Source organism: Mucilaginibacter sp. P25 (assembly GCF_050859465.1).
GTDB classification, from domain to species: Bacteria; Bacteroidota; Bacteroidia; order Sphingobacteriales; family Sphingobacteriaceae; genus Mucilaginibacter; species Mucilaginibacter gossypii.
The window spans coordinates 3,921,485-3,944,992 of the sequence record NZ_CP193937.1 but is presented as its reverse complement, the minus strand read 5'-3'; the positions used below and the strand labels follow the sequence as shown (position 1 = coordinate 3,944,992).

Genomic DNA, 23,508 nt, shown 5'->3' with positions numbered 1-23,508 from the left:
TAAAAAACAGAGAGTAAAATCAGACTTTTAAAATATTTGTGATAAGCTTTAAATAAGCTTGACGGATTTTAATAAATATTATATATCGTATTAATTTAAAAAATAGAATATTAAATACAATAATTAATCAATATGAAAAAAACAGTGTTTTTTGTACTCTTTACCATAGGCGCCGGAGTACTCTCATCGTCATCAGTTTTGTCATCATCGGCAAAAAAGACGTACAGCCAACAGCTGTCAATTTCAACAAAACGCCGGCAGGTTTTAAACGCGACCTGGGAAGCGCCGACTGAAATCCAATTAAATCATACAGGAAGTTCCACATCGATAATATAACACGATCATGAAAAAGATAATCACCATCGCTTTAGCAATTCTGTTCACCGGGGCCATTTCATCCTGCAAAAAGGAAAGACCAAAAGCTGAGTTTGCTAACCTTCACTTATTCGCAACCGGTTACAAAAGAGACCTGGGAAGTGCTGACTGATTTATCCATTCAAGATCAATAAAACATAAAACAACATGAAAAAATTCATCCTCATAGCAACAGTAGCCCTTAGTGCAGGTGCATTATCATCAGCTACAAACAAAAATGACAACAAAACCAAAATGGTGATTGCACCAGTAAACTCGCTGACAACCGGTTTTAAAAGAGACTTAGGCAGCGCCGACTAAAAAACAAACAATAACGAACAAGAGATTTAATAAACAAAAAATATTTACGTACCCCCACATTAAAAACATCATGAAAAATTTAACACTAATAGCGACTTTAGCATTAAGCACCATATTATCGACCGCCACATTTGCAAATGCCGCTAACGGCCCTCAACCAAAACGTGACTTAGGTTCTGCTGATGCTCGTGGCCCTCAGCCAAAAAGAGATTTAGGTTCTGCTGATTTCGCCCGTGGCCCTCAACCAAAAAGAGATTTAGGTTCCGCTGATTTCGCCCGTGGCCCTCAACCAAAAAGAGATTTAGGTTCCGCTGATTTCGCCCGTGGTCCTCAACCAAAAAGAGATTTAGGTTCTGCTGATTTCGCCTTCGGTCCTCAGCCAAAACGCGACTTAGGTTCTGCTGATTTCGCTTTCGGTCCTCAGCCAAAACGCGACTTAGGTTCTGCTGATTTCGCTTTCGGTCCTCAGCCAAAACGCGACTTAGGTTCTGCTGATTTCGCCTTCGGTCCTCAGCCAAAACGCGACTTAGGTTCTGCTGATTTCGCCTTCGGCCCTCAGCCAAAACGCGACTTAGGTTCTGCTGATTTCGCTTTCGGTCCTCAGCCAAAACGCGACTTAGGTTCTGCTGATTTCGCTTTCGGTCCTCAGCCAAAACGCGACTTAGGTTCTGCTGATTTCGCCTTCGGTCCTCAGCCGAAACGTGACTTAGGTTCTGCTGATTTCGCCTTCGGTCCTCAGCCAAAACGCGACTTAGGCTCTGCTGATTTTGCTATGTCTGGTCCTGGTCCAAAAAGAGATTTAGGCTCTGCTGATTTCGCTATGTCTGGTCCTGGTCCAAAAAGAGATTTAGGTTCTGCTGATTTTGCTATGTCTGGCCCTGGTCCAAAAAGAGATTTAGGTTCTGCTGATTTTGCTATGTCTGGCCCTGGTCCAAAAAGAGATTTAGGTTCTGCTGATTTTGCTATGTCTGGTCCTGGTCCAAAAAGAGATTTAGGCTCTGCTGACTTCGCTATGTCTGGCCCTGGTCCAAAAAGAGATTTAGGTTCTGCTGATTTCGCTATGTCTGGTCCTGGTCCAAAAAGAGATTTAGGTTCTGCTGACTTCGCTATGTCTGGTCCTGGTCCAAAAAGAGATTTAGGTTCTGCTGACTTCGCTATGTCTGGCCCTGGTCCAAAAAGAGATTTAGGCTCTGCTGATTTTATGGCATAATCCACAACTCTTCCATTATAAAATCATATGTTATAAACTAAAATTTGAATAGTTAACAACATGAAAAAATTCATCATTGCAGCAGCGGTTTTAATAGCTACAGGCCTTACCGCTGTATCATTAACTCATAAAGCGCCTAAACAAGAAGCTAAAATAAAAGTCGAGAAAGTTGAGTTTGCCACTAAGACTGCAAATACACCAAAATCAGATCTGGGTTCGGCAGATTGATAATCAATTAGGGAATTATTGAATTGGTGAATTACGGTTTTCGCGATTAATTTTATTCACCAATAAACTAATGAACGAGTGAACCAATGAACTAACTATATTTGCTGCAAACAATAATATTATGCAGCACATAAAGCAATATGTTGAGCAAAACAAACAGCGTTTACTTGATGAGTTATTTGACCTGTTACGTTTGGCATCGGTTAGTGCCGATCCAAAATACAAACCCGAAGTATTAAAAACTGCCGACTATGTGGCAGCAAAGCTCCGCGATGCCGGAGCCGATAATGTTGAAATATGCCAAACCGCCGGCTACCCTATTGTGTACGGCGAAAAGATCATAGATGCTTCCAAACCTACAGTATTGGTTTATGGGCACTACGACGTACAACCGCCAGATCCGTTGGAACTGTGGAAAACACCGCCATTCGAACCAACTGTTCGGGATGGAAAAATATATGCCCGCGGCGCCTGCGATGACAAAGGACAGTTTTACATGCATGTAAAAGCCTTTGAGCTGCTGATGCAAACCGGTACCCTGCCATGCAATATTAAGTTTATGATTGAAGGGGAAGAAGAAGTAGGTTCATCCAACCTGGGCATCTTTGTGAAAGCCAACAAGGAAAAGTTGAAAGCCGATGTGGTGCTGATCTCCGATACATCGATGATCAGCATGGAGCACCCTTCGCTTGAAACCGGCTTACGTGGCCTCTCCTACCTTGAAGTAGAAGTAACCGGCCCAAACCGCGACCTGCATTCGGGTGTTTACGGCGGCGCCGTAGCTAACCCTATCACCATACTGGCCCAAATGATTGCCAGCCTGCATGATGAAAACAATCATATCACCATTCCCGGTTTTTATAATGATGTAGTACCTTTGAGCGAAGCAGAACGCAAAGCCCTTAACAGCGCGCCTTATGATGAAGCCGGGTACAAACAAGACCTTGATGTAGCCGAGCTTTGGGGCGAAAAGGGCTACAGTACTTTTGAACGTACAGGCACCCGTCCTACCGTCGAGCTAAACGGCATTTGGGGCGGCTATATAGGCGAAGGCGCCAAAACGGTGTTACCTTCAAAAGCCAATGCCAAAATATCTATGCGTTTAGTGCCCAACCAAACGTCAGATGCTATAACCAAACTGTTTACCGACCATTTTTTAAGTATTGCACCTCCCTATGTTAAGGTTAAGGTAACTCCACATCATGGCGGCGAACCGGCTGTAACCCCAACCGACAGTGTGGCTTACCGTGCTGCTCAAAAAGCCATTGCCGAATCATTTGGCAAAGAGCCCATCCCTACCCGTGGCGGCGGCAGTATCCCAATTGTTGCTTTGTTTGAAGCCGAGCTTGGTTTAAAAACTGTATTGATGGGCTTCGGGCTTGATAGCGATGCCCTGCACTCGCCCAATGAGAAATATGATATTTACAATTATTATAAAGGCATAGAAACCATTCCGTTGTTTCACAAATACTTTGCGGAGTTATCAAACTAATGTCATGAAGCTTTAATTTGCGCGATAACGACAGTTATTTTTTGATTTAGGTAAAACAAATAATATATTTATGATATTATCTAACTATACAAAAATCAAAACCATGGCAACTAAAGAATTGGACAAAGAAAAGACCGATGCATCTAAGCAGTTGCGCGATCTAAAATCATCGAAACAGGACAAAACAAAAACAGCTAAGGCTTTAAGCGAAAATAAAATGAAGCGAAAGCCTCTGCTATAAGATATTTATAACACCCCACGAGCCGGCAAGGGAAACTTACCGGCTCGTTTTATATAATTCCATTACAGTCTTATCCGCATTTCGATCATACGTTTTTTAAATCCTGCCTTTTCATAGGCTTTAATGGCTCCAATATTATCATTATATACCTCGAGCCTTATTTCGGTCAACCCCTGCTCAACTGTCCATTTCTTCAATTCTTCTATTATGGCCTGGTTTACTCCCATACCCCGGTATGCAGGCAGCACATACATAAAACCCAGGTAAGCATATTTTTCAAAGTCATAGTACACGTCCGGGTTCTTTTTAATTCGGGCATATCCGCTGCCCGCTATCTCCCCGTCAATTTCGGCTACCAAAACCTGCACATCTGTTGAGGTTATGAAGGCCTCCAAATCATAATAACTGATAGGATCGGGTTTGAGTGTGCTATCAAAAGGGCGTTCGGCAGTAATTATACCCTGCTCAAATTGAAGCAATACGGGCAGGTCTTCAATGGTAGCTTTTCTGATCAGCATATTCGTTAAATAGTAAATCGTTCGCAATCGGCCAAAAATGCTTCATCGGCATCGGCGCCTATGCCTGGCGCGTCGTCGATGGTTAAATGATATCCATCATATATGGCCCCGCCAACACACGGGTCAACCAAATGCCCCAGTTTACAGGTATCCATGTCATAAAACCGGATATTGGGGCTGGCATATACAAAGTGTAATTTAGCGCTTAATGCTATCCGGCTTTCCAGCATCCCTCCCATCATACAGGGTATCCCGTATGAAGCAGCAACGTCATGAATCCTTTTAGCCTCATAAATACCGCCCGACTTGGCCATTTTAATATTGATATAATGGCAGGCCCCGGCGTTGATTTGTTTGCGGGCATCATGGTGGTTGTATACGCTTTCGTCGGCCATGATCTTAACGGGTGATAACTGCATCAACTCGGGTACCCGGTCGTCATACCAGGTACGTATAGGTTGCTCGCAAAACTCAATATCATATTGCGCAATTGACTGCAGTGCAAAAACCGCTTCGTTAAAAGTCCAGCCCTGGTTGGCATCAATACGGATTTTCATACCCGGGCCAACAGCTTCCCGGATCTGTTTGATGCGCTCTACATCTTCCACTGCATTTTTGCCCAGCTTCACCTTTAATATATTAGCACCGGAGGCCTTAAAATCAAGCGCTTTTAAAGCCATGGTATGATGTCCGGCGATCCCTATTGTAATATCTGATTCAACAATACGTTTTTCGCCGCCCAAAAACTGGTATAATGGCAGGCCTGCATTTTTTGCCGCTATATCAAACAGGGCGTTATCAAAAGCGCTTTTTATAGTGGTATTACCGGCAGTAAAACTGTGAAGTTCGCCAAGCCGGGCTTCGATATCAAGCGCATCCTTGCCTTTCCATAAGCGGGCAAACTCACGCGCCATAATCAGGCAGGTATCCTGTGTTTCGCCAACAATCATCGGGAAAGCCGAGCATTCCCCTACACCGTAAAAACCGGCATCGGTATGCACACGGATAAAAACATTTTGGGCGTGAGATAATGTTCCGGTAGCAATGGTAAACGGCTCCATCGGGATGCTGAAGCGGTAGATCTCTGTGTGCGTGATGGTAATTTGCTGATTTTCCAAATTGTAGATGTTTAAAAGCTAAAATAAAACAAATATTTGCAACAATTAACCAACGTAATTTGCGTATTATAAGTATTAGTTTATATTTGCACTACTTCAATACAAGTAACAATTCAATTTTAGCCTCTTTTGCCCTTCCAATCAGGGAAATTTGCCTGGCTAACTTTCAACTTTCTTAAAAAATTATTACCATGGCTAAAGAAAACACGCCTGCAAATTTTGATTATAACTCAACCAGGAATAAACTGATCCTGTCTGAATATGGCCGTAACGTACAAAATATGGTTAAATATATTGTAGCGCTGCCAACCAAAGAAGAACGCAACCGCTACGCACAGGTAGTTATTGACCTGATGGGCTTTTTAAACCCCCACCTGCGCGATGTGGCCGATTTTAAACATAAACTGTGGGACCACCTGCACATCATTTCTGATTACCAGATTGATGTGGATTCACCGTACCCCAAGCCATCGCCTGATGCTGTGCATATTAAACCAGCACCGTTAAACTATCCTCATCAGCGTATCAAATACAAGCACTATGGCAAAACCATTGAGCTGATGATTGAAAAGGCCAAGGCCATTGAGGAGCCTGAACGTAAGCGCCACATGATCCAGGCGATAGCTAACTTTATGAAAATGGCCTATGTACAATGGAACAAAGACTCGGTGAGCGATGAAAGCATCCTGTCAGATCTATATGCTTTATCGGGCGGTACGTTGAAACTGGAAGAGAACATCAACCTTAACCGCGTTGATTTCCGCCCTAATAACTTTCAGCAAAACAATACCAATAATAACAACCGCGGCCGCAACAATAACCAAAACAATCAAAACCGTGGCGGCGGTAATGGCGGCAGGCAAAACAATAATCAAAACCGCAACAACAACCAAAACCGCAACCGTAACAACGGCGGCGCAAAAATATTAACCCCACCCAACCCTCCCCTTCAGGGGAGGGCTTTTGCTTTTCTTCTGCTTTCCCTCTTTCATAAAAGTATCTTTTGGTACAGGATATTTAGCAAGGTTTTTCCATTAATTTTCTAATCTTTGCCGCATATAAATTATTTGACAAAACCGATCATAGCTTTTACAGTTTATCATTGGTGATCTTATCAATTATCCGAAACTCCGCATGACTAACGCATTTGTAATAAATGGCGGCAAACCGCTAAAAGGTGAAATAACCCCTCAGGGTGCAAAAAACGAAGCTTTACAGGTTATATCTGCCGTATTGCTTACTGAAGAAAAAGTAACCATCAGCAACATCCCCGATATTAAGGATGTAAACAAACTGATAGAGCTGCTTGGCGATATGGGCGTTATTGTTGAACGTATTAACGAGCATACTTACACCTTTGAGGCCAAAGACATCAACCAGGATTTTTTCTTGTCTGAAGCTTTTAAATCAAAGGGTGGCGGCTTACGTGGTTCTATCATGATAGTTGGCCCCTTGCTGGCACGTTTTGGCAAAGCATCAATCCCTAAACCAGGTGGCGATAAAATCGGTCGCCGCAGGTTGGATACCCACTTCCTGGGTTTCGAGAAACTGGGGGCCCAATTTAATTACAATCCCGAAAATGGTTTCTTTAATGTAGATGCCTCCAACCTGCAAGGTACTTATATCCTGCTGGACGAAGCTTCTGTAACAGGAACGGCCAACGTGGTAATGGCCGCGGTATTAGCCAAAGGCACTACTACTATTTACAACGCCGCCTGCGAGCCTTACCTGCAGCAGCTTTGTAAAATGCTGAGCCGTATGGGTGCTAAGATCAGCGGTATTGGCTCAAACCTGCTAACGATTGAAGGTGTTGAAAAATTAGGCGGTACAGAGCACCGATTATTGCCCGACATGATCGAGATCGGTTCATTTATCGGCCTTGCAGCCATGACGGGATCTGAGATTACCATTAAAGATGTTCAATACAAAGAATTGGGCATGATCCCCGACGTTTTCAGGCGTTTAGGTATTAAACTGGAGCTTAGAGGTGATGATATCTTTATCCCGGCCCAGGAACATTACGAAATAGAGACTTTTATCGACGGCAGTATCATGACCATTGCCGATGCACCATGGCCTGGCTTTACTCCCGACTTATTAAGCATTGTGCTGGTTGTAGCTATCCAGGCAAAAGGTTCGGTACTGATCCATCAAAAAATGTTTGAGAGCCGCTTATTCTTCGTGGATAAACTGTTGGATATGGGCGCGCAGATCATTCTTTGCGATCCGCACCGTGCAACCGTTATTGGCCTGGATAACCAGGTTAAACTGCGCGGCATTTCCATGACCTCGCCAGATATCCGTGCCGGGGTTTCATTGCTGATCGCCGCACTTTCGGCACAAGGCCAGTCAACCATTTACAATATTGAACAAATTGAACGTGGCTATCAGCATATTGATACCAGGCTTAAAGCTTTGGGCGCTGATATAACGAGAATATAAGCAGAAAGCTTAAGGCCGAAGGCTTAAAGCTCAAAACATAAGGACAAGCAAAAGCTTTAAGCCTTATGCTTTGAGCTTTTTGCTTTATGAGGCTTTCTGCTTTATAAATATATTTTTATAGCTTTATGCTTTCAGCCTTCGGCCTTTAGCTCAAAACCCATTATATTAACAATGCCTTACAAAAACCGGAAATCTACCTACGTTTATTTTGTACTGATATTTGTATTTATTAAAGTTGTTCTTAATCTTTTCGCGATATCGCATTTTGGTTTTCACAGGGATGAGTTTTTGCACCTTGTATTGGCCGATCATCTGGATTGGGGATACAAGGAAGTACCGCCGTTTATAGCCATCCTGGCAAAAATCTCTGTAACTTGTTTTGGCAACTCCGTTTTCGCGGCACGATTGTTCCCTACCCTGTTTGGAGGACTTATTGTGCTGCTTACCGGACTCATCGTCATTGAATTTGGCGGAAAGAAGTTTGCTATAACCCTTGCCTGTTTGTCGCTCATTTTTGCGCCTGCCTTTGCAGCAAGTGACTATCTTTTTCAGCCAGTAGTATTCGATCAGTTTTGGTGGGTATTAACGGTTTGGCTGCTCGTAAAATACCTCAACACTACCGATGTAAGGTACCTATACTGGCTTGGCGCAGCCGTTGGCTTTGGCGTACTTACTAAGTACACCATGCTGTTTTTCGCGGCTTCACTTGTTATTGGTATCCTTATCAGCAAGCAGCGTAAATTACTGTTCAATAAGCATATTCTTGGTGCTGCCTTCATAACAATAGTTATCGTACTGCCTAACCTCATCTGGCAAATAACACATCACATGCCTGTATTTACGCATATGAAAACCCTGCGTGAGCAGCAGTTGGATTACATTACCCCAACCGACTTTATTAAACAACAATTACTGGTCAATGGCGTAGCTTTATTTGTATGGCTTAACGGACTGGCGTTCCTGATATTTTCATTCAGGCTACGTAATTTCCAGTTTCTGGCATTGGCTTACGCGCTCATCTTCTTTTTTACTGATGATGGATGGTAAAAGCTATTACATATTTGGCGCCTACCCTATGCTGTTTGCGGCAGGGGCTTTCGGTTTCGAACGTTTATTAAAAACGAGTGGGTATGTTTTGCGTACTGCGACAATTATTTTATTTACTTTACCAAACCTTGTTTTATTCCCGATAGTACTGCCTATACTCCCGCTATCGCAAACGCTGGCATTCTTCAGGTTTGCCGATAAACATCTCCCGCCTGCTCGCTTTGCCATGACCTGGGAAGACGGTAAAAAACACGCCACCACCCAGGATTATGCCGACATGCTGGGCTGGGATGATATGGCAGCATTGGTTGATAAAGCTTACAAAAGCCTTAATGCCAACGATCAGAAACAAACTTTAGTTTATGCCGATAACTACGGTGAAGCCGGCGCCATCCATCATTATGGTAAGCAATACGGTTATCCCGATGTAATATCACTGAACAGCAGCTTTACCCTTTGGGCACCCGATAGCCTCAAATGCAAATACATGATTTATGTAGATGAAAACGGCGGAAAAAATATTAAGGAATTTGTGGAAGGGAAAATGATAGGCAGTTTTACCAAAGTTGGAGAGGTAACCAATCCGCTTGCAAGAGAGAAGGGTACGGCTGTGTTTATCATTACACCAAATTACCGGTTAAATCAAAGGTATAGCCCGGAATTGGCGAAGAAGAGGTTGGAGTAGTGAGGTGAAAGGCAAAGGGCTAAAGGCAAAAGGCTTATCTTTTAAAAGTCAGGTAATAAATCGCTTTTCTCAAACGTTTTAACGCAGTCAAATTAAACCTGCCATAACATGAAATATGTTCTATCATTATTTTTGCTGCTCCTCATCTTATCGTGCAATGATATACGCCAGCAAAATGAAAAGAACATTTTAGGCAATTGGATTAAAGTTAAAAATCCGGCCACAGCAAATAGAAATATTGTTCTTGAAGTTCCGTATTTTGATAATGCAGGCTTTAACTTTTATAAAAATGGCACTTTTGAAAATAAAACCAGTTATTTAAGGCGAACAGACAGTACCACAATAAACCTTGGAGGTGGTTCAAAATACAGGATCGACGCTGATAGTCTGTACTTGTTAAATCCTAACGGCAATAAATGGGAGGCCCACCTATTAACCAAATTAACTCCTGACACCTTGCAATTTGATTTATGGAATAATAAGCTTGCTACCTTTAAGCATTACAAACCCGGAAACCATAAAAATCCCACCTTCGAAAAAATCGTTTTATCTACATCCGGATGTTATGGATCGTGTCCGATCATGAGCATTATATTGAATGATGATGGGACTATATTATTTAAAGGATTGGAATATACCGGTAAAAAAGGCTTGTTTGAAGGTAAAATCACGAAAGAAAAGTTCCAACAACTACAAGCAAATTTTTCCAAAGCTGATATCGCTTCACTAAAGGATAGGTATAACGTATCTCGGTCAGATGATGAGACAATAAGCACCACATTCATACAAAATGGGAAAATTTACAAAACCATTGATGACTATGGTAGATCTGCCCCTTTTGAGTTTACCTGGGCGTATATCCCTGTACGCTACCTTTATCAGCAATTGAGCTTAACAAAGATGCCCATACCACCATTTATTAGTTCAAGATTTAAAAAAATAAGGGGCTCAAGTTTTAGAAAAGGTAAAAAGATTGCAGAATTAACTGAATCAGAAGCTTTTTTATTATCTGACTACCTGCGTAATGGAAAGGTTACTGATATTACTTTTGCTCAGCGGTTTAACCTTGTCATCGAATATAGTGACTTGCCACGAGATACCATTAAAACCAATGGTCGGTTTTTCACATTCAAAATAAAAGATAAATTTCAAACTGTTGATATCGGATTCAACTTTTATGACGTAAATCAGCAGCAATGGAAATGGCGTAAAATTTATGACTACGATTAGTCGTGAAAGATAAAAGGTGCTATGCGATGGGCATAGCACCTTTTATCTTTCACGTTTAACCTCACCTGCTAAGCTGATATAGCGTTTATAATATCATACTGGGTAATAATCTCGATTTTACCCTCCCCGTCTTCAACAAGCACAGCAATATTATCTTTATTGATCATCGCCGAGATCCTGTCTATCGAAGTATTCAGATCAACAAAGGGGAACGGAGCTGTGGTAATGTTTTTGATCGGCTGCGATTTGATTGAAGGGTTTTCGATCAGCGAATCAAGGATATCACTCTCGGTGATCTTCCCAATTACCATACCTTTTTGCGTAACCGGGATTTGAGAGATATTGAGCGATTTAATAGTATTAATAGCCTCAAGCACGCTCTTTTCGCAATCAATGGTAATGATTTCCTGTACATCTTTTTTGCTGATGATATCGCGGGCGGTAAGTTTCTCGTCTTTCAGGAAACCACGGTCGCGCAGCCAGTCGTCATTATACATTTTTCCAAGATAGCGGGTGCCATGGTCCGGGAAGATGATCACCACCACATCGCCCTCTTTAAACTTATCCTTCATCTGCAGCAAACCAGCCACGGCTGAGCCTGTTGAGTTACCGGAAAAGATCCCCTCCTTACGGGCAATTTCGCGGGTCATGAGGGCGGCATCCTTATCGGTCACCTTTTCAAAGTGATCTATCAGGCTAAAATCAACGTTTTGTGGCAGGAAATCTTCGCCAATACCTTCGGTGATATATGGATAGATCTCGTTTTTATCAAAAACACCTGTTTCCTTGTATTTTTTAAATACCGAACCATAAGTATCAATACCTAAAATCTGTATGGCAGGGTTCTTCTCTTTCAGATAACGGGCAATACCTGATATAGTACCACCAGTACCAACACCTGCAATAAGGTGGGTGATCTTGCCTTCAGTCTGCTCCCAAATTTCGGGACCAGTACTTTCATAGTGCGCCTGCGAGTTGCTCAGGTTATCATACTGATTGGGCTTCCATGAGTTAGGGACTTCCCGCTCCAGGCGTGACGATACCGAATAGTATGACCTTGGATCTTCAGGTTCCACGTTAGTAGGGCAAACAATTACCTCGGCCCCAAAGGCGCGCAAAGCATCAAACTTTTCTTTTGACTGTTTATCGGTACTGGTAAAAATACATTTATAGCCTTTGATAACGGCCGCGATAGCCAGTCCCATACCGGTATTGCCCGATGTGCCTTCAATAATGGTACCGCCGGGTTTAAGCTTACCGCTTTTTTCGGCGTCTTCAATCATTTTAAGGGCCATACGGTCTTTAATGGAGTTGCCGGGATTGGTTGTCTCTATCTTGGCTAAAACAGTAGCTGGAATGTCTTTTGCTACTTTATTCAGTTTTACCAGCGGCGTATTGCCAATGGTATCGAGTATGTTGTTGTACCACATAATTTAAATCTCTACTAACCCGGTATATAAAGCAGGGTTACGCCTCAAAAATAAGTTTCTTAAATGATATTTCTTTTATGGAAAAGTAAATAGATCTGCATCCTATAAACACACAAGCATAAATGTAATAAATTCAAACCGGTGGTAATTACCACAAAACATACCTAAACATGCAGGCAACACTAAAAAGATCGTTATTATTTTTTAGTTTCTTAAGTTTTTGTATAACTGCCGCATTTGGGCAAAAGCCGCTTACCCCAAGCCGGCAAAGCAGTTATTATACTTATATATATAAAATAACGGCCGGCGATGTGTTTAAATTTTACCGCTACCCGCGTAAAAAACCTGACGAGCAAATATTACACAACCCCATTGACTCGTTTAAAACAAACGATAAATGGAACAATACCCTCCTTCTCGGCAACTATTTGAAAGTAGTGGCCAAAAAGAACGTGCTAAGCTATTCGCTTATCGAAAACCGCTCGGCCAATTTAAAACTGCTGGCTAATAACTATGACCTCCGCTTTATTTTGGTTGACCAGGCAGGCAAAGCTATTAACAACGCTTTAGTGCAGTTTGACAATCATACCGTTACTTATGATTCAAAGGCCGGCTTGTATATAGCTAATCCTTCAAAAAGGGATACCATACTAAAAGTTGATTACGCGGGCGTTACCAACTATTACGTTATAAAAAAACAGCAGCGCTCATCTTATTATCATTACAATCCGTATCGCAATATGAGCTTTTTTAAAGCTGCCTGGAAACGCTTTAAAAACCTGTTTAAGGGACACGATAAATATTACAGCCGCCAGCCCGCAGATAATTATGAAGGCTTCATTGTATTTAACAAGGCCATTTATAAACCACACGATACGGTAAAATTCAAGGCGATCATCTTAAATAAAAAAACAAAACAACCTGTAACCACAGCTCAGCTTTTAGTACGGCTCAAAGAACGGTATGAGGATGACGGTAAGATCATAGGCAAAGTAAACAGTTACCGCGAAGGAGCTTATGAATATAGCTTTGCTCTTACTGATAGCCTCGACCTTTCACTTGATGAAGATTATACCATCTCGCTCGAAGATCAGTCAAGCGAAAAGTACAAACTTGACGATTATAAAGGCGATGACGATCAGGGCTTTTTAGCCAAACGCAAGGTTTTTTTGACGGGCCGGTTTAAATATGAAGAATACGAGCTTAAATCAATAACCTTCAGCACCAGGATTGATAAAGAAAAACACGGGCCCGGAAATCCGGCTACATTATATTTAAAAGCAGTTGACGAAAATAACCTGCCGGTTACGGATGGCAGGGTTACTGTTACATTCAATACCCGTGGCACCGGTATGCGCAGGCAAAACTACACTTTTGTGCCCGACCAGCTTTGGACACACCAACTACAGCTTGACCCGGTTGGTGAAACCAGGCTAATTATCCCCGATTCTATTTTCCCGAAGGCAGATATTACTTACACCATTAATTCAGAATTTCTGAACAGTAATAACGAACAGCAATCGGCCAATAACGATATGAGTTACCGGTACAGCCGGTTTAGTATTACCGCCAAGTTAAACGGTGATACACTAATAAGTACCGCCTTTGATAATGGAAAGGCCGTAAATGCTATGGCTACCATCAGCGCCCTTAACGCAAAGTATGATACCATAACCAGGGTCAGGGTAATGCTCCCGGCAAAAACCATCATCAATCCTTATGCCGATAGTTACAATATCGAAACAGACAGCGCCTATGCCGACCTCGACCTAAAAGATAATAACGCCGGCATCTCGCTATCGGGCTACCGCACCGCCGATTCGGTGTTTGTAAAGGTTGACAACCCGCGGCACCTGCATTTTTGGTATTCGGTATTTGGCGGCAACAAATTAATTGATGCAGGGCAGGCCAATAACCTGTTTTATGTACGTGCTTATAATGATCAAAACCTCCTAAACTTTCAGGTGCATTATATCTGGGCGGGTGAAAGCAAAACCGAAGCCACCGATATCATGTACCGCGATAAGTTGCTGACCATCAACGCTCGTCAGCCAGTGTCGGTTTATCCCGGGCAGCAAGCTAAAACCGACATCGTGGTTACCGATGCCAAAGGCCAGCCCGTAGCCAATGCTGATTTAACGGCCTGGTCAATGACGAGTAAGTTTGCCGACTACAAGGCGCCGTATGTGCCATACCTTGACAAAGGTTTTCCGTATCGCAAGCAAAAAATGGGTTTTAATACCGGCAATATAAATGGCGATGGTTCATTACAGCTCAACTGGAAGCGCTGGAGTAAAGAAATGGGGCTTGACAGTATTGCCTACTACCAGTTTACTCACCCCGAAAAAATTTACCGGGTTGAAGAAGATGCTAAAGACTCGCTAACCCAGGTAGCGCCTTTTGTGATTAAAAACGGCGATGTATTGCCCGTACACATCCTTTATATTGATGACCGGCCGGTGTACTTTGACCAAACACAACAGCTTAAACGCTACAGTTTCGCGGTATCGCCGGGCAGGCACATGTTCCGGTTCAGGACCAGCCATCAAAACATTTGGGTAGATAGTGTAGATGTACAAAAATCGAAAAAGCTGATCTTCAGCATTAATGCTGATAATGCGCACTCAACAAAGGTTTTGGATACATTGAGTACCTATGAAAGCGACTTCATCAACCGTTACCTGATTACCGTTATCAATAATTTTGGCTGGAAGATGGCCCTCCTTACCCAAAACGAAAAGGTATTCATGATCAATCCCGACCCGAACTATGGTTACCGGAACAACAGCGTACTCATAGGTCCTTCGGTCGAAAACTTTGCCAATTTAGATGTACAGGGCAGTGGTTCGCGATATTTTGTTACCGAACCAGGCTATTCTTTTCAGTTTGAGCCCGGTCTTATCAAACAAAAAAGCATCGCTGCTGCCTATCCCTTCAATCCCATACTATCTTCATACCACGGCCCTGCCGATGATTATACACAGCAGGTACTTACCCAACCTGAGGCCGAAAGTATCTGGCAGCAATATCTTGACCTGCGCAGCAACACGCAATCACTTTTTGTAAACCCCGTTATTACGGGCGAAACAGGTAAACTAAGTATGAGCATCGATCAACCTAAGGGCAAAAAACTGCTGGTTAAAAACCTGATCGTTTATAAATATGATGACCCGGACTTTTTATTGATCTATCCCGGCAATACCACATACATTAATAACCTAAACGCCGGCAGGTACAGGCTTTTATTTTTACTTAAGGGCGATAGTTATGATATTAAAGAAAATGTAACCATAAAAACAGGCGGCACTAATTTTTACAACTTTACGGTGTTGCCCACGCATGTTAAAGATTCGGTAGGTGTTCGGATCAGCAACATTATCAATAACAGGACGGGCAGCTATAATCACGGTGACCGCGAAATAGAAAACGATGCCCTGAAAATAAAAGAGGCCTTTAATGATAAATATCTTGATACCGGTACTTTCGGCGACATGATGAGCGGAACAATTATCGCCAGCGATGATAAATTAGCTGTGCCCGGTGTAACCATAAAGGTAAAAGGTTCATCAACAGGCACACTCACGGATTTAGCCGGGCGCTTTAAATTAAAAGTTCCCAAAACCGGCAAGCTCATTATAAGCTTTATAGGCTACGACACGCAGGAGCTAAACATACAACCCGGGGCAACTGTCAGGATAACCTTAAAACCAAGCTCAAAATTATTGCAGGAGGTTATGGTTATTGGATATGGTGCGGTAAAAAGAAGTGAGACCACGGGCGCGTTGGCAATGGTATCTTCCTTAGAGGGGAGGGTTGCCGGTCTGAATATAAACGATGGCGGGCCCGGAGGCGGTATCAATATTATGATTAGAGGAATGGCATCATTACCGTCGGCCCAGCCGCTGATTGTGGTGGATGGCGAAATTGTTGATAAGCTATCTGACGTAAATAAAGATGACATTGCAGAAATTAGTGTATTGAAAGACGCCGCTGCCACGGCAATATACGGTGCCCGGGGCTCAAATGGCGTCATCGTGATCAGAACCAAAGCTAAACCCGGTTTGGCCGGAAGCAAAGGGGCCGACAGCACACAAACCGGCAGCACGCAAACCATGCGTAAAAACTTTTCAGACTACGCCTACTGGCAGCCTAAACTCAGTACCGACGAGCATGGCAAAGCCAGCTTTATGGTTACTTACCCTGATGATATCACCAACTGGCGAACGTTTATCATCGGCATTACCGGCAATAGGCAAACCGGCTTTACCGAAAGCAGCATCAAATCATATAAACCTTTAAGCGCCAATTTCATTGCGCCGCAATTTGCCATAGCCGGCGATGAAATGAACCTGATTGGCAAGGTGATGAACTATAATAATACCTCCGCAAAGCTTACCCGTATTTTTAAATACAACGGACAAACCCTGAAACAGGAGGAACTGGAAGTTAAAAACTCCAAAATTGACACACTTACTATTACTGCTGCTGCCGCTGCTTCTATCGCTCCTACCGACAGCCTCACTTTTGAGTATACCATTAAACGGGATAACGGCTATTTTGACGGCGAGCAGCGCAGTATCCCGGTGATGCCCCAGGGGGTTAAAGAAACCAAAGGAGTTTTTGAAGCACTTGACCGCGATACCACAGTGAACATGAAATTTGATCCGGCTTTGGGCCCTGTTACTTTCCGGGCAGAGGCTTCTGTATTGCCCGCGTTGACTGAAGAAACCCGCAAGCTGAGGGAGTACAAGTATCTATGCAATGAGCAGCTGGCTTCAAAATTGAAAGGCCTGCTCATGGAACGGCGCATTAAAAAGTTTTTGGGCGAAGAGTTTAAATACGAGAGAAATATAAAAGACGTAATTAAAAAACTACAGGAAAACCGCAAAAGTAACGGCACCTGGGGCTGGTGGAAGGATAGTAACGAAGAACTCTGGATCAGTCTGCATGTAGTAGAAGCGCTTGTAGATGCCCAAAAAGAGGGCTACGCTGTTGAACTGGATAAACAAAAATTAACCGACTATCTCGTCTTTCAGCTTGAAAGTTACAAACGCAGGGACAAAATACTTTGCCTTCAGTTACTTCATAAACTGGGAGCGAAAGTTGATTACCAGAAGTATGTAACAGGCATTGAAAAAGAGCAGGCTAAGGATCAAAAAACCTTCGACTACAAATTGTCAGGGTATGATAAGTTAAGAATGATGTTATTACGGCAGGAATCTGCCCTACCCATAAAAATGGACAGTTTAATCAACACAAGCAAACATACTATGTTCGGTAACTTATATTGGGGCGAAGACGGTTATCGCTTTTTTGACAATTCGGTACAGTTGAGTGTATTAGCCTACCGCATTATCAAAAACGAAGGCAGGCATCCCGAGCTACTAACCAAGATCCGCGGCTACTTCCTTGAACAACGCCGGCTTGGTGACTGGCGTAATACTTATGAATCGGCGCTGATACTGGAAACTATTCTGCCAGATCTGTTGACAGAAAATAAACAGGTCAAACCATCGCAGATCACGCTTACAGGCACAGATACAAAAACGATCGACAAATTCCCTTATTCGACAACGCTAACTGATAAAACGATCAGTATCAGCAAAACCGGCAGTCTTCCTGTGTACATTACCGGCTACCAGCAGTTCTGGAACAGCAAGCCCGAAAAAGTGAGTAAAGATTTTACAGTAAATACCTGGTTTGAGCGTAAGGAAAAAACAATAACCACCCTGAAAGGCGGTGAACCTGTATTATTAAAAGCAGAAGTAACAGCCCGCGGCGATGCTGATTTTGTGATGATAGAGATCCCGATACCTGCCGGATGCTCGTACGAAAGCAAGGAGCAGCAATGGGACAATAATGAAGTACACCGCGAATATTTTAAGGAGAAGGTAAGTATATTTTGCCGCAGTCTTAAACAGGGCAAATATACATTCACCGTAAACCTCATCCCCCGTTACAACGGCAAATACACCCTAAATCCGGCCAAAGCCGAACTGATGTATTTCCCGGTATTTTACGGCAGAGAGGGGATGAAACAGATTGTCATTGGTTCATTTGTTCATTAGTTCATTGGTATGCTTGGCTCATTGGTATCTGGTTCATTTGTTTAGCGCTTGCTAAGACAAATGAACTAATGAACCAGTGAACTAATGAACTTAAAACTTCAAATGCTTAACCGTTAACCCGTTATTGATCAACTGCTTTAACGATTCGATACCGATATGCAGGTGTGTTTCAACAAATTGCTCGGTTACTGATGAATCGCTTTCGGCGGTTTTAACACCTTCGGGGATCATCGGCTGATCTGATACCAGCAGCAGCGCACCTGTAGGGATCTTATTGGCGAAGCCGGTTGTAAAGATGGTTGCAGTCTCCATATCAACAGCCATGGCACGCAGATCTTTAAGGTACTTTTTAAATACTTTATCATGTTCCCAAACGCGGCGGTTAGTGGTATAGCAGGTACCGGTCCAGTAATCGCGTGAGTAATCACGAATGGTAGTTGAGATAGCCTTTTGCAACGCGAATGCCGGCAAAGCAGGCACTTCGGGAGGTAAATAATCGTTGGATGTACCTTCGCCACGAATGGCGGCTATCGGCAGGATCAGGTCGCCTACGTTGTTCTTTTTCTTAAGGCCTCCGCATTTACCCAAAAATATGACAGCTTTAGGGTGAATGGCCGTGAGCAGGTCCATAACAGTAGCCGCCACCGAACTGCCCATACCAAAGTTAATAATAGTAATACCGTTTGCTGTAACGCTTTGCATTGGCTTTTCAAGCCCCATAATAGGCGCGTTATCATTCCATTGCGAAAACAGCTGGATATACTTTGAAAAATTGGTAAGGATAATATACTCGCCAAATGCTTCAAGAGGCCTGCCGGTATAGCGCGGCAGCCAGTTAGCTACAATTGCTTCTTTTGTTTTTAATCCTGATTTTACGGGCGATTGCACTTCTTTCACCGGCGGTGGTAAGGCATCTCCGTCCTTTTTAATGTTTAATTCTTCGTTCATATGATTTCTTTTTATACAGCAAACCCCGGCATGATAACCAGGGCGCGCTTTATTTTTTAATAAATATAAGTGTTTGCTTATATACTGTGCGTTAAGCTACTTTTAACTTTTTCAGATCAGATTTTTCAAACTTCTCGCGTGCGTAATCCAAAGTTACGTTCAAACGTTTCACATCTTTTTTGGATGGAAACTCGAACATAGCATCGATCATGATAGCTTCGCATATTGAGCGTAACCCCTCGCGCCAAGTTTAAATTCCATTGCTTTATCTACAATAAACTCCAATACTTCGTCTTCAAAATCAAGCTTTACACCTTCATATTCAAACAGTTTTTTGTACTGTTTCAATAATGAGTTTTTAGGCTCGGTAAGGATATTGTGCAATGCTTCTCTATCAAGCGGGTTGAGGTAGGTAAGCACCGGCAAACGGCCTATCAACTCAGGGATTAAACCAAATGATTTCAAATCCTGCGGTGTAATATACTTATAGAAGTTTTTAGTATCAATATCACCCTCATCGTGCTTAAACTTGTAACCAACAGTTTGGGTACGCAGTCGATTGGCGATCTTTCTTTCAATACCGTCAAATGCTCCACCGCAAATGAAAAGGATGTTACTGGTATTTACCGTGATCATTTTCTGATCCGGGTGTTTACGGCCCCCCTGTGGTGGTACGTTAACCATGGTACCTTCTAATATTTTCAATAGCGCTTGTTGTACGCCCTCTCCGGATACGTCGCGGGTGATAGAAGCATTATCGCTTTTACGGGCTATCTTATCAACCTCATCAATGTAAACAATACCTTTTTCGGCAAGGGTTACATCATAATCGGCCGATTGCAGTAAGCGGGTCAGGATGCTTTCAACGTCCTCCCCTACATAACCGGCTTCGGTTAGCACGGTAGCATCACAAATGCAAAATGGAACGTTAAGTACTTTGGCGAGTGTTTTGGCAAGCAGGGTTTTGCCCGTACCTGTTTCACCTACCATGATGATGTTTGATTTTTCAATCTCAACCTCATCTTTATCAATACGCTGATTTAAGCGTTTATAATGATTATATACAGCTACCGAAAGTATCTTTTTGGCGTCATCCTGCCCAATAACATACTGATCAAGATGTGCCTTCATTTCTGATGGCTTAAGCAAGGCCGGCGCCAGAGGCGATGACTTCACTTTACGTACCTTCAACTCCTCAGCCAATATTTCATTGGCCTGGTTCACACATTTATCACAAATGTGTGCATCAAGTCCTGCTATTAACATCAGGGAATCCTGTTTACCGGCACCGCAAAATGAACACCTGATCTCTTTGCTGTTTTTATTCATCTGATTTATCTTCTTACTCAAAGTTAAAAAATTAGTGGCAAAAAAAATCCTGCCCGTAAGTCGGGAAAGTGAGCAAGTCCGGAAGCAGCTCAGCTTCCGGACTTTAATAACTTTTTAACATTCCAAACATCCAGACTTTCCGATTTATCGGAATCCGGACTTTCAAGAATTATTTCCCTTTGTTACCTCTTAAAATCTCGTCAACCATACCAAATTCTTTGGCTTCTTCTGCAATCATCCAGTAGTCACGGTCAGATGCATCCCAAACTTTTTGGTAAGGTGCACCGCTGTGATCGGCAATGATCTGGTACAGTTCTTTTTTCAATTTAGTGATCTCCTGATAAGTGATCTCTATATCCGACTGCTGGCCCTGAGCACCGCCTGATGGCTGGTGGATCATCACCCTTGCATGCGGAAGCGCTGCCCTTTTACCTTCAGTACCGGCTACTAACAACACGGCAGCCATTGACGCCGCCATACCTGTACAGATGGTAGCCACGTCATTTGATATAAACTGCATAGTGTCATAGATACCTAAACCTGCATAAACCGAACCGCCTGGTGAGTTAATGTAGATCTGGATATCGCGTTTAGCATCAGCCGATTGTAAGAATAGCAACTGAGCTTGGATAATGTTTGCAATATTATCATAAATAGCATCGCCCAGGAAAATGATACGGTCCATCATCAAACGTGAAAACACGTCCATGGCCTGTACATTAAGCTGGCGTTCTTCAAGGATGTATGGTGTCATACCGGTTGGTACGGTAGTGATACCACCTGTTGGCATATTGCCTCTTTCAACACCTGCAATATATTTGTCTACATAAAGGCTGTTAATACGGTGATGCTTAACAGCATATTTTCTGAATTCGTTTTTATCGATATTACTGCTCATGGTTTTTGTTTGTTGTTCGTTAGGAAATGCGGGCGTCTTACCCGCGATAAATATAGTTTTTAGTTCAATAGATTTTTTGCAAGATAGTTTTTATTACGTAATTTTTTGATGAGGCCTACGTGACTAAACCTGATTTTTTTGGTCAAAACTAACAGTAGAGTCGGCAGGAAGATGTTGGTGAAAATACCAACATCGGGCAGATACTCTCTTATGTCATTGCGAGCGTAGCGACGAAGCAATGACATATAATCTTAACGACACATAAAACACCAAAAGCAACCTTTTGAGTTGCTTTTGGTGAATATGCTATAAAATCTATCCCTTTTCAGGGCGATTGAAAAACTGCTTACTGTGCTGCGGTAACCAATGCACTGAAATCAGTGTAAAGGATATCCTGCTTATCTAAAGTGATCACATTTTTGATATAATCAAATACCTTTAATGCTTTTACCTCTTCAAATATCTTGTTAGCGTTGTCTTTGTTTTGCAGGTACTGAACAGTGTACTGGCCTAATTGATCCTCAGGGATAGCAGTCGGGCTGTACATCCTGAACTGCTGATCTAAACGGATCTTAGCTAATTCAAACACATCTTCATATTTAATTTCGATTGTGTTATCAGTAATGATCTTGTTTTCAATCAAAGTCCATTTCAGGTTTTGAGCAAAATCGTTGTAACCGCCTTCTAATTCCTCGTCGCTCAGTTTTTCGTTAGTTGCTTTTAACCAACGTTTCAGGAACTCATCAGGAAGGGCGAAATCAACTTTAGCGATAGCCAGTTTGTACATGTCGTCCTGCAATTTGCGGTCGGCATCCTGAACCATCATGCTTTCAAGTTCTTCAGTAATTTTAGCTGTGAACTCCTCTTCGGTAGTTACAGTACCTTCACCAAATAATTTGTCAAAGAACTCCTGGTTAAGATCACTTTCCTCTAAACGGTTAACGTTTTTAACAGTTAATTGGAAATCGCCTCTTAAATCAGCTGCATCGTCTTCTTCAATTTTCAATAAACCGGCAATTTTAGCTGCGTCGTTATCAAAAGCTTTACGAATATCGAATGTTAACACATCGCCTTTTTTCAAACCGATCAGTGAAGCTTTGATTGCTTCATCCTTGATCTGATCTAAACGTACAGACGCTGTATTGGTTATTCCACCCTCAAAAACACTACCATCGGCCGAAAGTTGAACCAATTCGCTGTAAAGAACGTCATCATCTGCCGATACGTCAGGATTTGTCATTTTGCCATAGCTGCGGCGGATATTTTTGATCCTTGAAGCCAGCGTTTCGTCATCAACTTTGATTACGTATTGGGTTAATTTATCTTTTGATGAAAAGTCGATGCTGAACTCAGGAGCTAAACCTAATTCATAGCTAAACTCAAAGTTATCGGCAAAATCCCAGTTGTATTCTTTGTTATCATCTGCAGCAGGCAATGGCTGACCCAATACAGCCAGTTTTTGCTCGTCGATATAGTTATTTAAAGTATCTTGTAACAGGTTGTTGATCTCATCAACAAGGATGCTTTTGCCGTACATTTTTTTGATGTGCGATGCAGGCACCATGCCCGGGCGAAAACCAGGAATTTTTGCTTTTTTAGCGTTTTCCTTTATAGCTTTTTCAACACGTGGCTGGTAATCTTCAGGGTTGATGTTAATTTTAACAACTGCGTTCAGGTCATTAATTTTTTCCTGTGTAATATTCATCTTTTTACCGGGTATTTAATTTAATCCTTTGAAATATAGCCTAAAACCTAATCCGTGCTATACAAAATTCGAGGCGCAAAAGTATGAATTTATTTTTAATTAGCGCTTGATTTTATATTGTTTTCAAGGAAAATGAAGCAGCTTTTAAAAGGGTTTAACGGCAGGGCAACATAATAATAGCATATAAATTTGTCTGAACCTGTGTTTGTGTGAACCCGAATTAAACCATTTTTTAAAATTGATT

The 23,508-nt window shown here is 42.4% G+C and carries 17 protein-coding genes and 2 pseudogenes; 12 read left to right on the top strand and 7 right to left on the bottom strand.

All coding sequences use genetic code 11. The features are described 5' to 3' along the window. Window positions 1–343: 343 nt before the first annotated feature. From ACRQ5D_RS19985 to ACRQ5D_RS19960, 6 genes are all read left to right on the top strand, one after another. Window positions 344–487 (top strand): hypothetical protein, encoded by a 144-nt coding sequence (locus ACRQ5D_RS19985; protein WP_167516175.1) that lies wholly within the window; start codon window positions 344–346, stop codon window positions 485–487. Between the two features lie 35 nt (window positions 488–522). Beyond that, the gene (locus tag ACRQ5D_RS19980; RefSeq protein WP_176844580.1) at window positions 523–675 is read left to right on the top strand and encodes a hypothetical protein; all 153 of its coding nucleotides are present in this window, start codon (window positions 523–525) and stop codon (window positions 673–675) included. 70 nt (window positions 676–745) lie between these two features. Then, on the top strand, window positions 746–1,885 hold the full coding sequence (locus tag ACRQ5D_RS19975) for a hypothetical protein (RefSeq protein WP_431200251.1): 1,140 nt from the start codon (window positions 746–748) through the stop codon (window positions 1,883–1,885). A 60-nt stretch (window positions 1,886–1,945) separates the two neighbouring features. Further along, window positions 1,946–2,113, top strand: coding sequence for a hypothetical protein (locus ACRQ5D_RS19970; RefSeq protein WP_167516178.1), 168 nt, complete (start codon window positions 1,946–1,948; stop codon window positions 2,111–2,113). Between the two features lie 121 nt (window positions 2,114–2,234). Further along, window positions 2,235–3,605 carry a dipeptidase gene (locus tag ACRQ5D_RS19965; protein WP_091176368.1) on the top strand — a complete coding sequence of 457 codons (1,371 nt, stop codon included), beginning with the start codon at window positions 2,235–2,237 and terminating at the stop codon, window positions 3,603–3,605. Window positions 3,606–3,708: 103 nt separating this feature from the next. Beyond that, on the top strand, window positions 3,709–3,846 hold the full coding sequence (locus ACRQ5D_RS19960; protein ID WP_167516179.1) for a hypothetical protein: 138 nt from the start codon (window positions 3,709–3,711) through the stop codon (window positions 3,844–3,846). A 62-nt stretch (window positions 3,847–3,908) separates the two neighbouring features. On the opposite strand, the gene ACRQ5D_RS19955 is transcribed toward ACRQ5D_RS19960, so the two are convergent. Then, complete coding sequence (locus ACRQ5D_RS19955; protein ID WP_091176371.1) at window positions 3,909–4,364, bottom strand: GNAT family N-acetyltransferase; 456 nt, start codon at window positions 4,362–4,364, stop codon at window positions 3,909–3,911. A gap of 5 nt (window positions 4,365–4,369) precedes the next feature. After that, on the bottom strand, window positions 4,370–5,467 hold the full coding sequence (locus ACRQ5D_RS19950) for a mandelate racemase/muconate lactonizing enzyme family protein (RefSeq protein WP_091176411.1): 1,098 nt from the start codon (window positions 5,465–5,467) through the stop codon (window positions 4,370–4,372). A gap of 206 nt (window positions 5,468–5,673) precedes the next feature. Here ACRQ5D_RS19950 and ACRQ5D_RS19945 point away from each other — a divergent pair. The 5 genes and pseudogenes from ACRQ5D_RS19945 to ACRQ5D_RS19925 all read left to right on the top strand — a co-directional run. Next, window positions 5,674–6,393, top strand: a pseudogene (locus ACRQ5D_RS19945) (DUF4290 domain-containing protein); the annotation flags it as partial. Window positions 6,394–6,616: 223 nt separating this feature from the next. Further along, complete coding sequence (gene murA, locus ACRQ5D_RS19940; protein ID WP_090524545.1) at window positions 6,617–7,924, top strand: UDP-N-acetylglucosamine 1-carboxyvinyltransferase; 1,308 nt, start codon at window positions 6,617–6,619, stop codon at window positions 7,922–7,924. A 171-nt stretch (window positions 7,925–8,095) separates the two neighbouring features. After that, window positions 8,096–8,971, top strand: coding sequence for an ArnT family glycosyltransferase (locus ACRQ5D_RS19935; protein ID WP_432326359.1), 876 nt, complete (start codon window positions 8,096–8,098; stop codon window positions 8,969–8,971). Continuing rightward, the gene (locus tag ACRQ5D_RS19930) at window positions 8,958–9,656 is read left to right on the top strand and encodes a hypothetical protein (protein ID WP_431200248.1); all 699 of its coding nucleotides are present in this window, start codon (window positions 8,958–8,960) and stop codon (window positions 9,654–9,656) included. Before ACRQ5D_RS19935 ends, ACRQ5D_RS19930 begins: the two co-directional genes overlap by 14 nt. A 108-nt stretch (window positions 9,657–9,764) precedes the next feature. Then, complete coding sequence (locus tag ACRQ5D_RS19925; RefSeq protein ID WP_091176379.1) at window positions 9,765–10,886, top strand: DUF6438 domain-containing protein; 1,122 nt, start codon at window positions 9,765–9,767, stop codon at window positions 10,884–10,886. A gap of 68 nt (window positions 10,887–10,954) precedes the next feature. On the opposite strand, the gene ACRQ5D_RS19920 is transcribed toward ACRQ5D_RS19925, so the two are convergent. Next, window positions 10,955–12,316 carry a cystathionine beta-synthase gene (locus tag ACRQ5D_RS19920; RefSeq protein WP_091176382.1) on the bottom strand — a complete coding sequence of 454 codons (1,362 nt, stop codon included), beginning with the start codon at window positions 12,314–12,316 and terminating at the stop codon, window positions 10,955–10,957. Window positions 12,317–12,486: 170 nt separating this feature from the next. Here ACRQ5D_RS19920 and ACRQ5D_RS19915 point away from each other — a divergent pair, with 170 nt between their 5' ends. Further along, window positions 12,487–18,384, top strand: coding sequence for a carboxypeptidase-like regulatory domain-containing protein (locus ACRQ5D_RS19915; protein ID WP_091176384.1), 5,898 nt, complete (start codon window positions 12,487–12,489; stop codon window positions 18,382–18,384). A 90-nt stretch (window positions 18,385–18,474) separates the two neighbouring features. On the opposite strand, the gene ACRQ5D_RS19910 is transcribed toward ACRQ5D_RS19915, so the two are convergent. The 4 genes and pseudogenes from ACRQ5D_RS19910 to tig form a co-directional block, all read right to left on the bottom strand. Continuing rightward, complete coding sequence (locus ACRQ5D_RS19910; protein WP_091176387.1) at window positions 18,475–19,332, bottom strand: AMP nucleosidase; 858 nt, start codon at window positions 19,330–19,332, stop codon at window positions 18,475–18,477. Window positions 19,333–19,423: 91 nt separating this feature from the next. Then, a pseudogene (clpX, locus tag ACRQ5D_RS19905) lies at window positions 19,424–20,661 on the bottom strand (ATP-dependent Clp protease ATP-binding subunit ClpX). Between the two features lie 169 nt (window positions 20,662–20,830). Further along, window positions 20,831–21,559 (bottom strand): ATP-dependent Clp protease proteolytic subunit, encoded by a 729-nt coding sequence (locus ACRQ5D_RS19900; protein ID WP_090524532.1) that lies wholly within the window; start codon window positions 21,557–21,559, stop codon window positions 20,831–20,833. Window positions 21,560–21,905: 346 nt separating this feature from the next. Further along, window positions 21,906–23,264, bottom strand: coding sequence for a trigger factor (gene tig, locus ACRQ5D_RS19895; RefSeq protein WP_091176391.1), 1,359 nt, complete (start codon window positions 23,262–23,264; stop codon window positions 21,906–21,908). Window positions 23,265–23,508 lie beyond the last annotated feature (244 nt).

Coding starts and splice junctions, on each gene's coding strand:
- ACRQ5D_RS19985 (WP_167516175.1), top strand. CDS start 344: ATGAAAAAGATAATCACCATCGCTTTAGCAATTCTGTTCACCGGGGCC.
- ACRQ5D_RS19980 (WP_176844580.1), top strand. CDS start 523: ATGAAAAAATTCATCCTCATAGCAACAGTAGCCCTTAGTGCAGGTGCA.
- ACRQ5D_RS19975 (WP_431200251.1), top strand. CDS start 746: ATGAAAAATTTAACACTAATAGCGACTTTAGCATTAAGCACCATATTA.
- ACRQ5D_RS19970 (WP_167516178.1), top strand. CDS start 1,946: ATGAAAAAATTCATCATTGCAGCAGCGGTTTTAATAGCTACAGGCCTT.
- ACRQ5D_RS19965 (WP_091176368.1), top strand. CDS start 2,235: ATGCAGCACATAAAGCAATATGTTGAGCAAAACAAACAGCGTTTACTT.
- ACRQ5D_RS19960 (WP_167516179.1), top strand. CDS start 3,709: ATGGCAACTAAAGAATTGGACAAAGAAAAGACCGATGCATCTAAGCAG.
- ACRQ5D_RS19955 (WP_091176371.1), bottom strand. CDS start 4,364: ATGCTGATCAGAAAAGCTACCATTGAAGACCTGCCCGTATTGCTTCAA.
- murA (WP_090524545.1), top strand. CDS start 6,617: ATGACTAACGCATTTGTAATAAATGGCGGCAAACCGCTAAAAGGTGAA.
- ACRQ5D_RS19935 (WP_432326359.1), top strand. CDS start 8,096: ATGCCTTACAAAAACCGGAAATCTACCTACGTTTATTTTGTACTGATA.
- ACRQ5D_RS19930 (WP_431200248.1), top strand. CDS start 8,958: ATGATGGATGGTAAAAGCTATTACATATTTGGCGCCTACCCTATGCTG.
- ACRQ5D_RS19925 (WP_091176379.1), top strand. CDS start 9,765: ATGAAATATGTTCTATCATTATTTTTGCTGCTCCTCATCTTATCGTGC.
- ACRQ5D_RS19920 (WP_091176382.1), bottom strand. CDS start 12,316: ATGTGGTACAACAACATACTCGATACCATTGGCAATACGCCGCTGGTA.
- ACRQ5D_RS19915 (WP_091176384.1), top strand. CDS start 12,487: ATGCAGGCAACACTAAAAAGATCGTTATTATTTTTTAGTTTCTTAAGT.
- ACRQ5D_RS19910 (WP_091176387.1), bottom strand. CDS start 19,332: ATGAACGAAGAATTAAACATTAAAAAGGACGGAGATGCCTTACCACCG.
- ACRQ5D_RS19900 (WP_090524532.1), bottom strand. CDS start 21,559: ATGAGCAGTAATATCGATAAAAACGAATTCAGAAAATATGCTGTTAAG.
- tig (WP_091176391.1), bottom strand. CDS start 23,264: ATGAATATTACACAGGAAAAAATTAATGACCTGAACGCAGTTGTTAAA.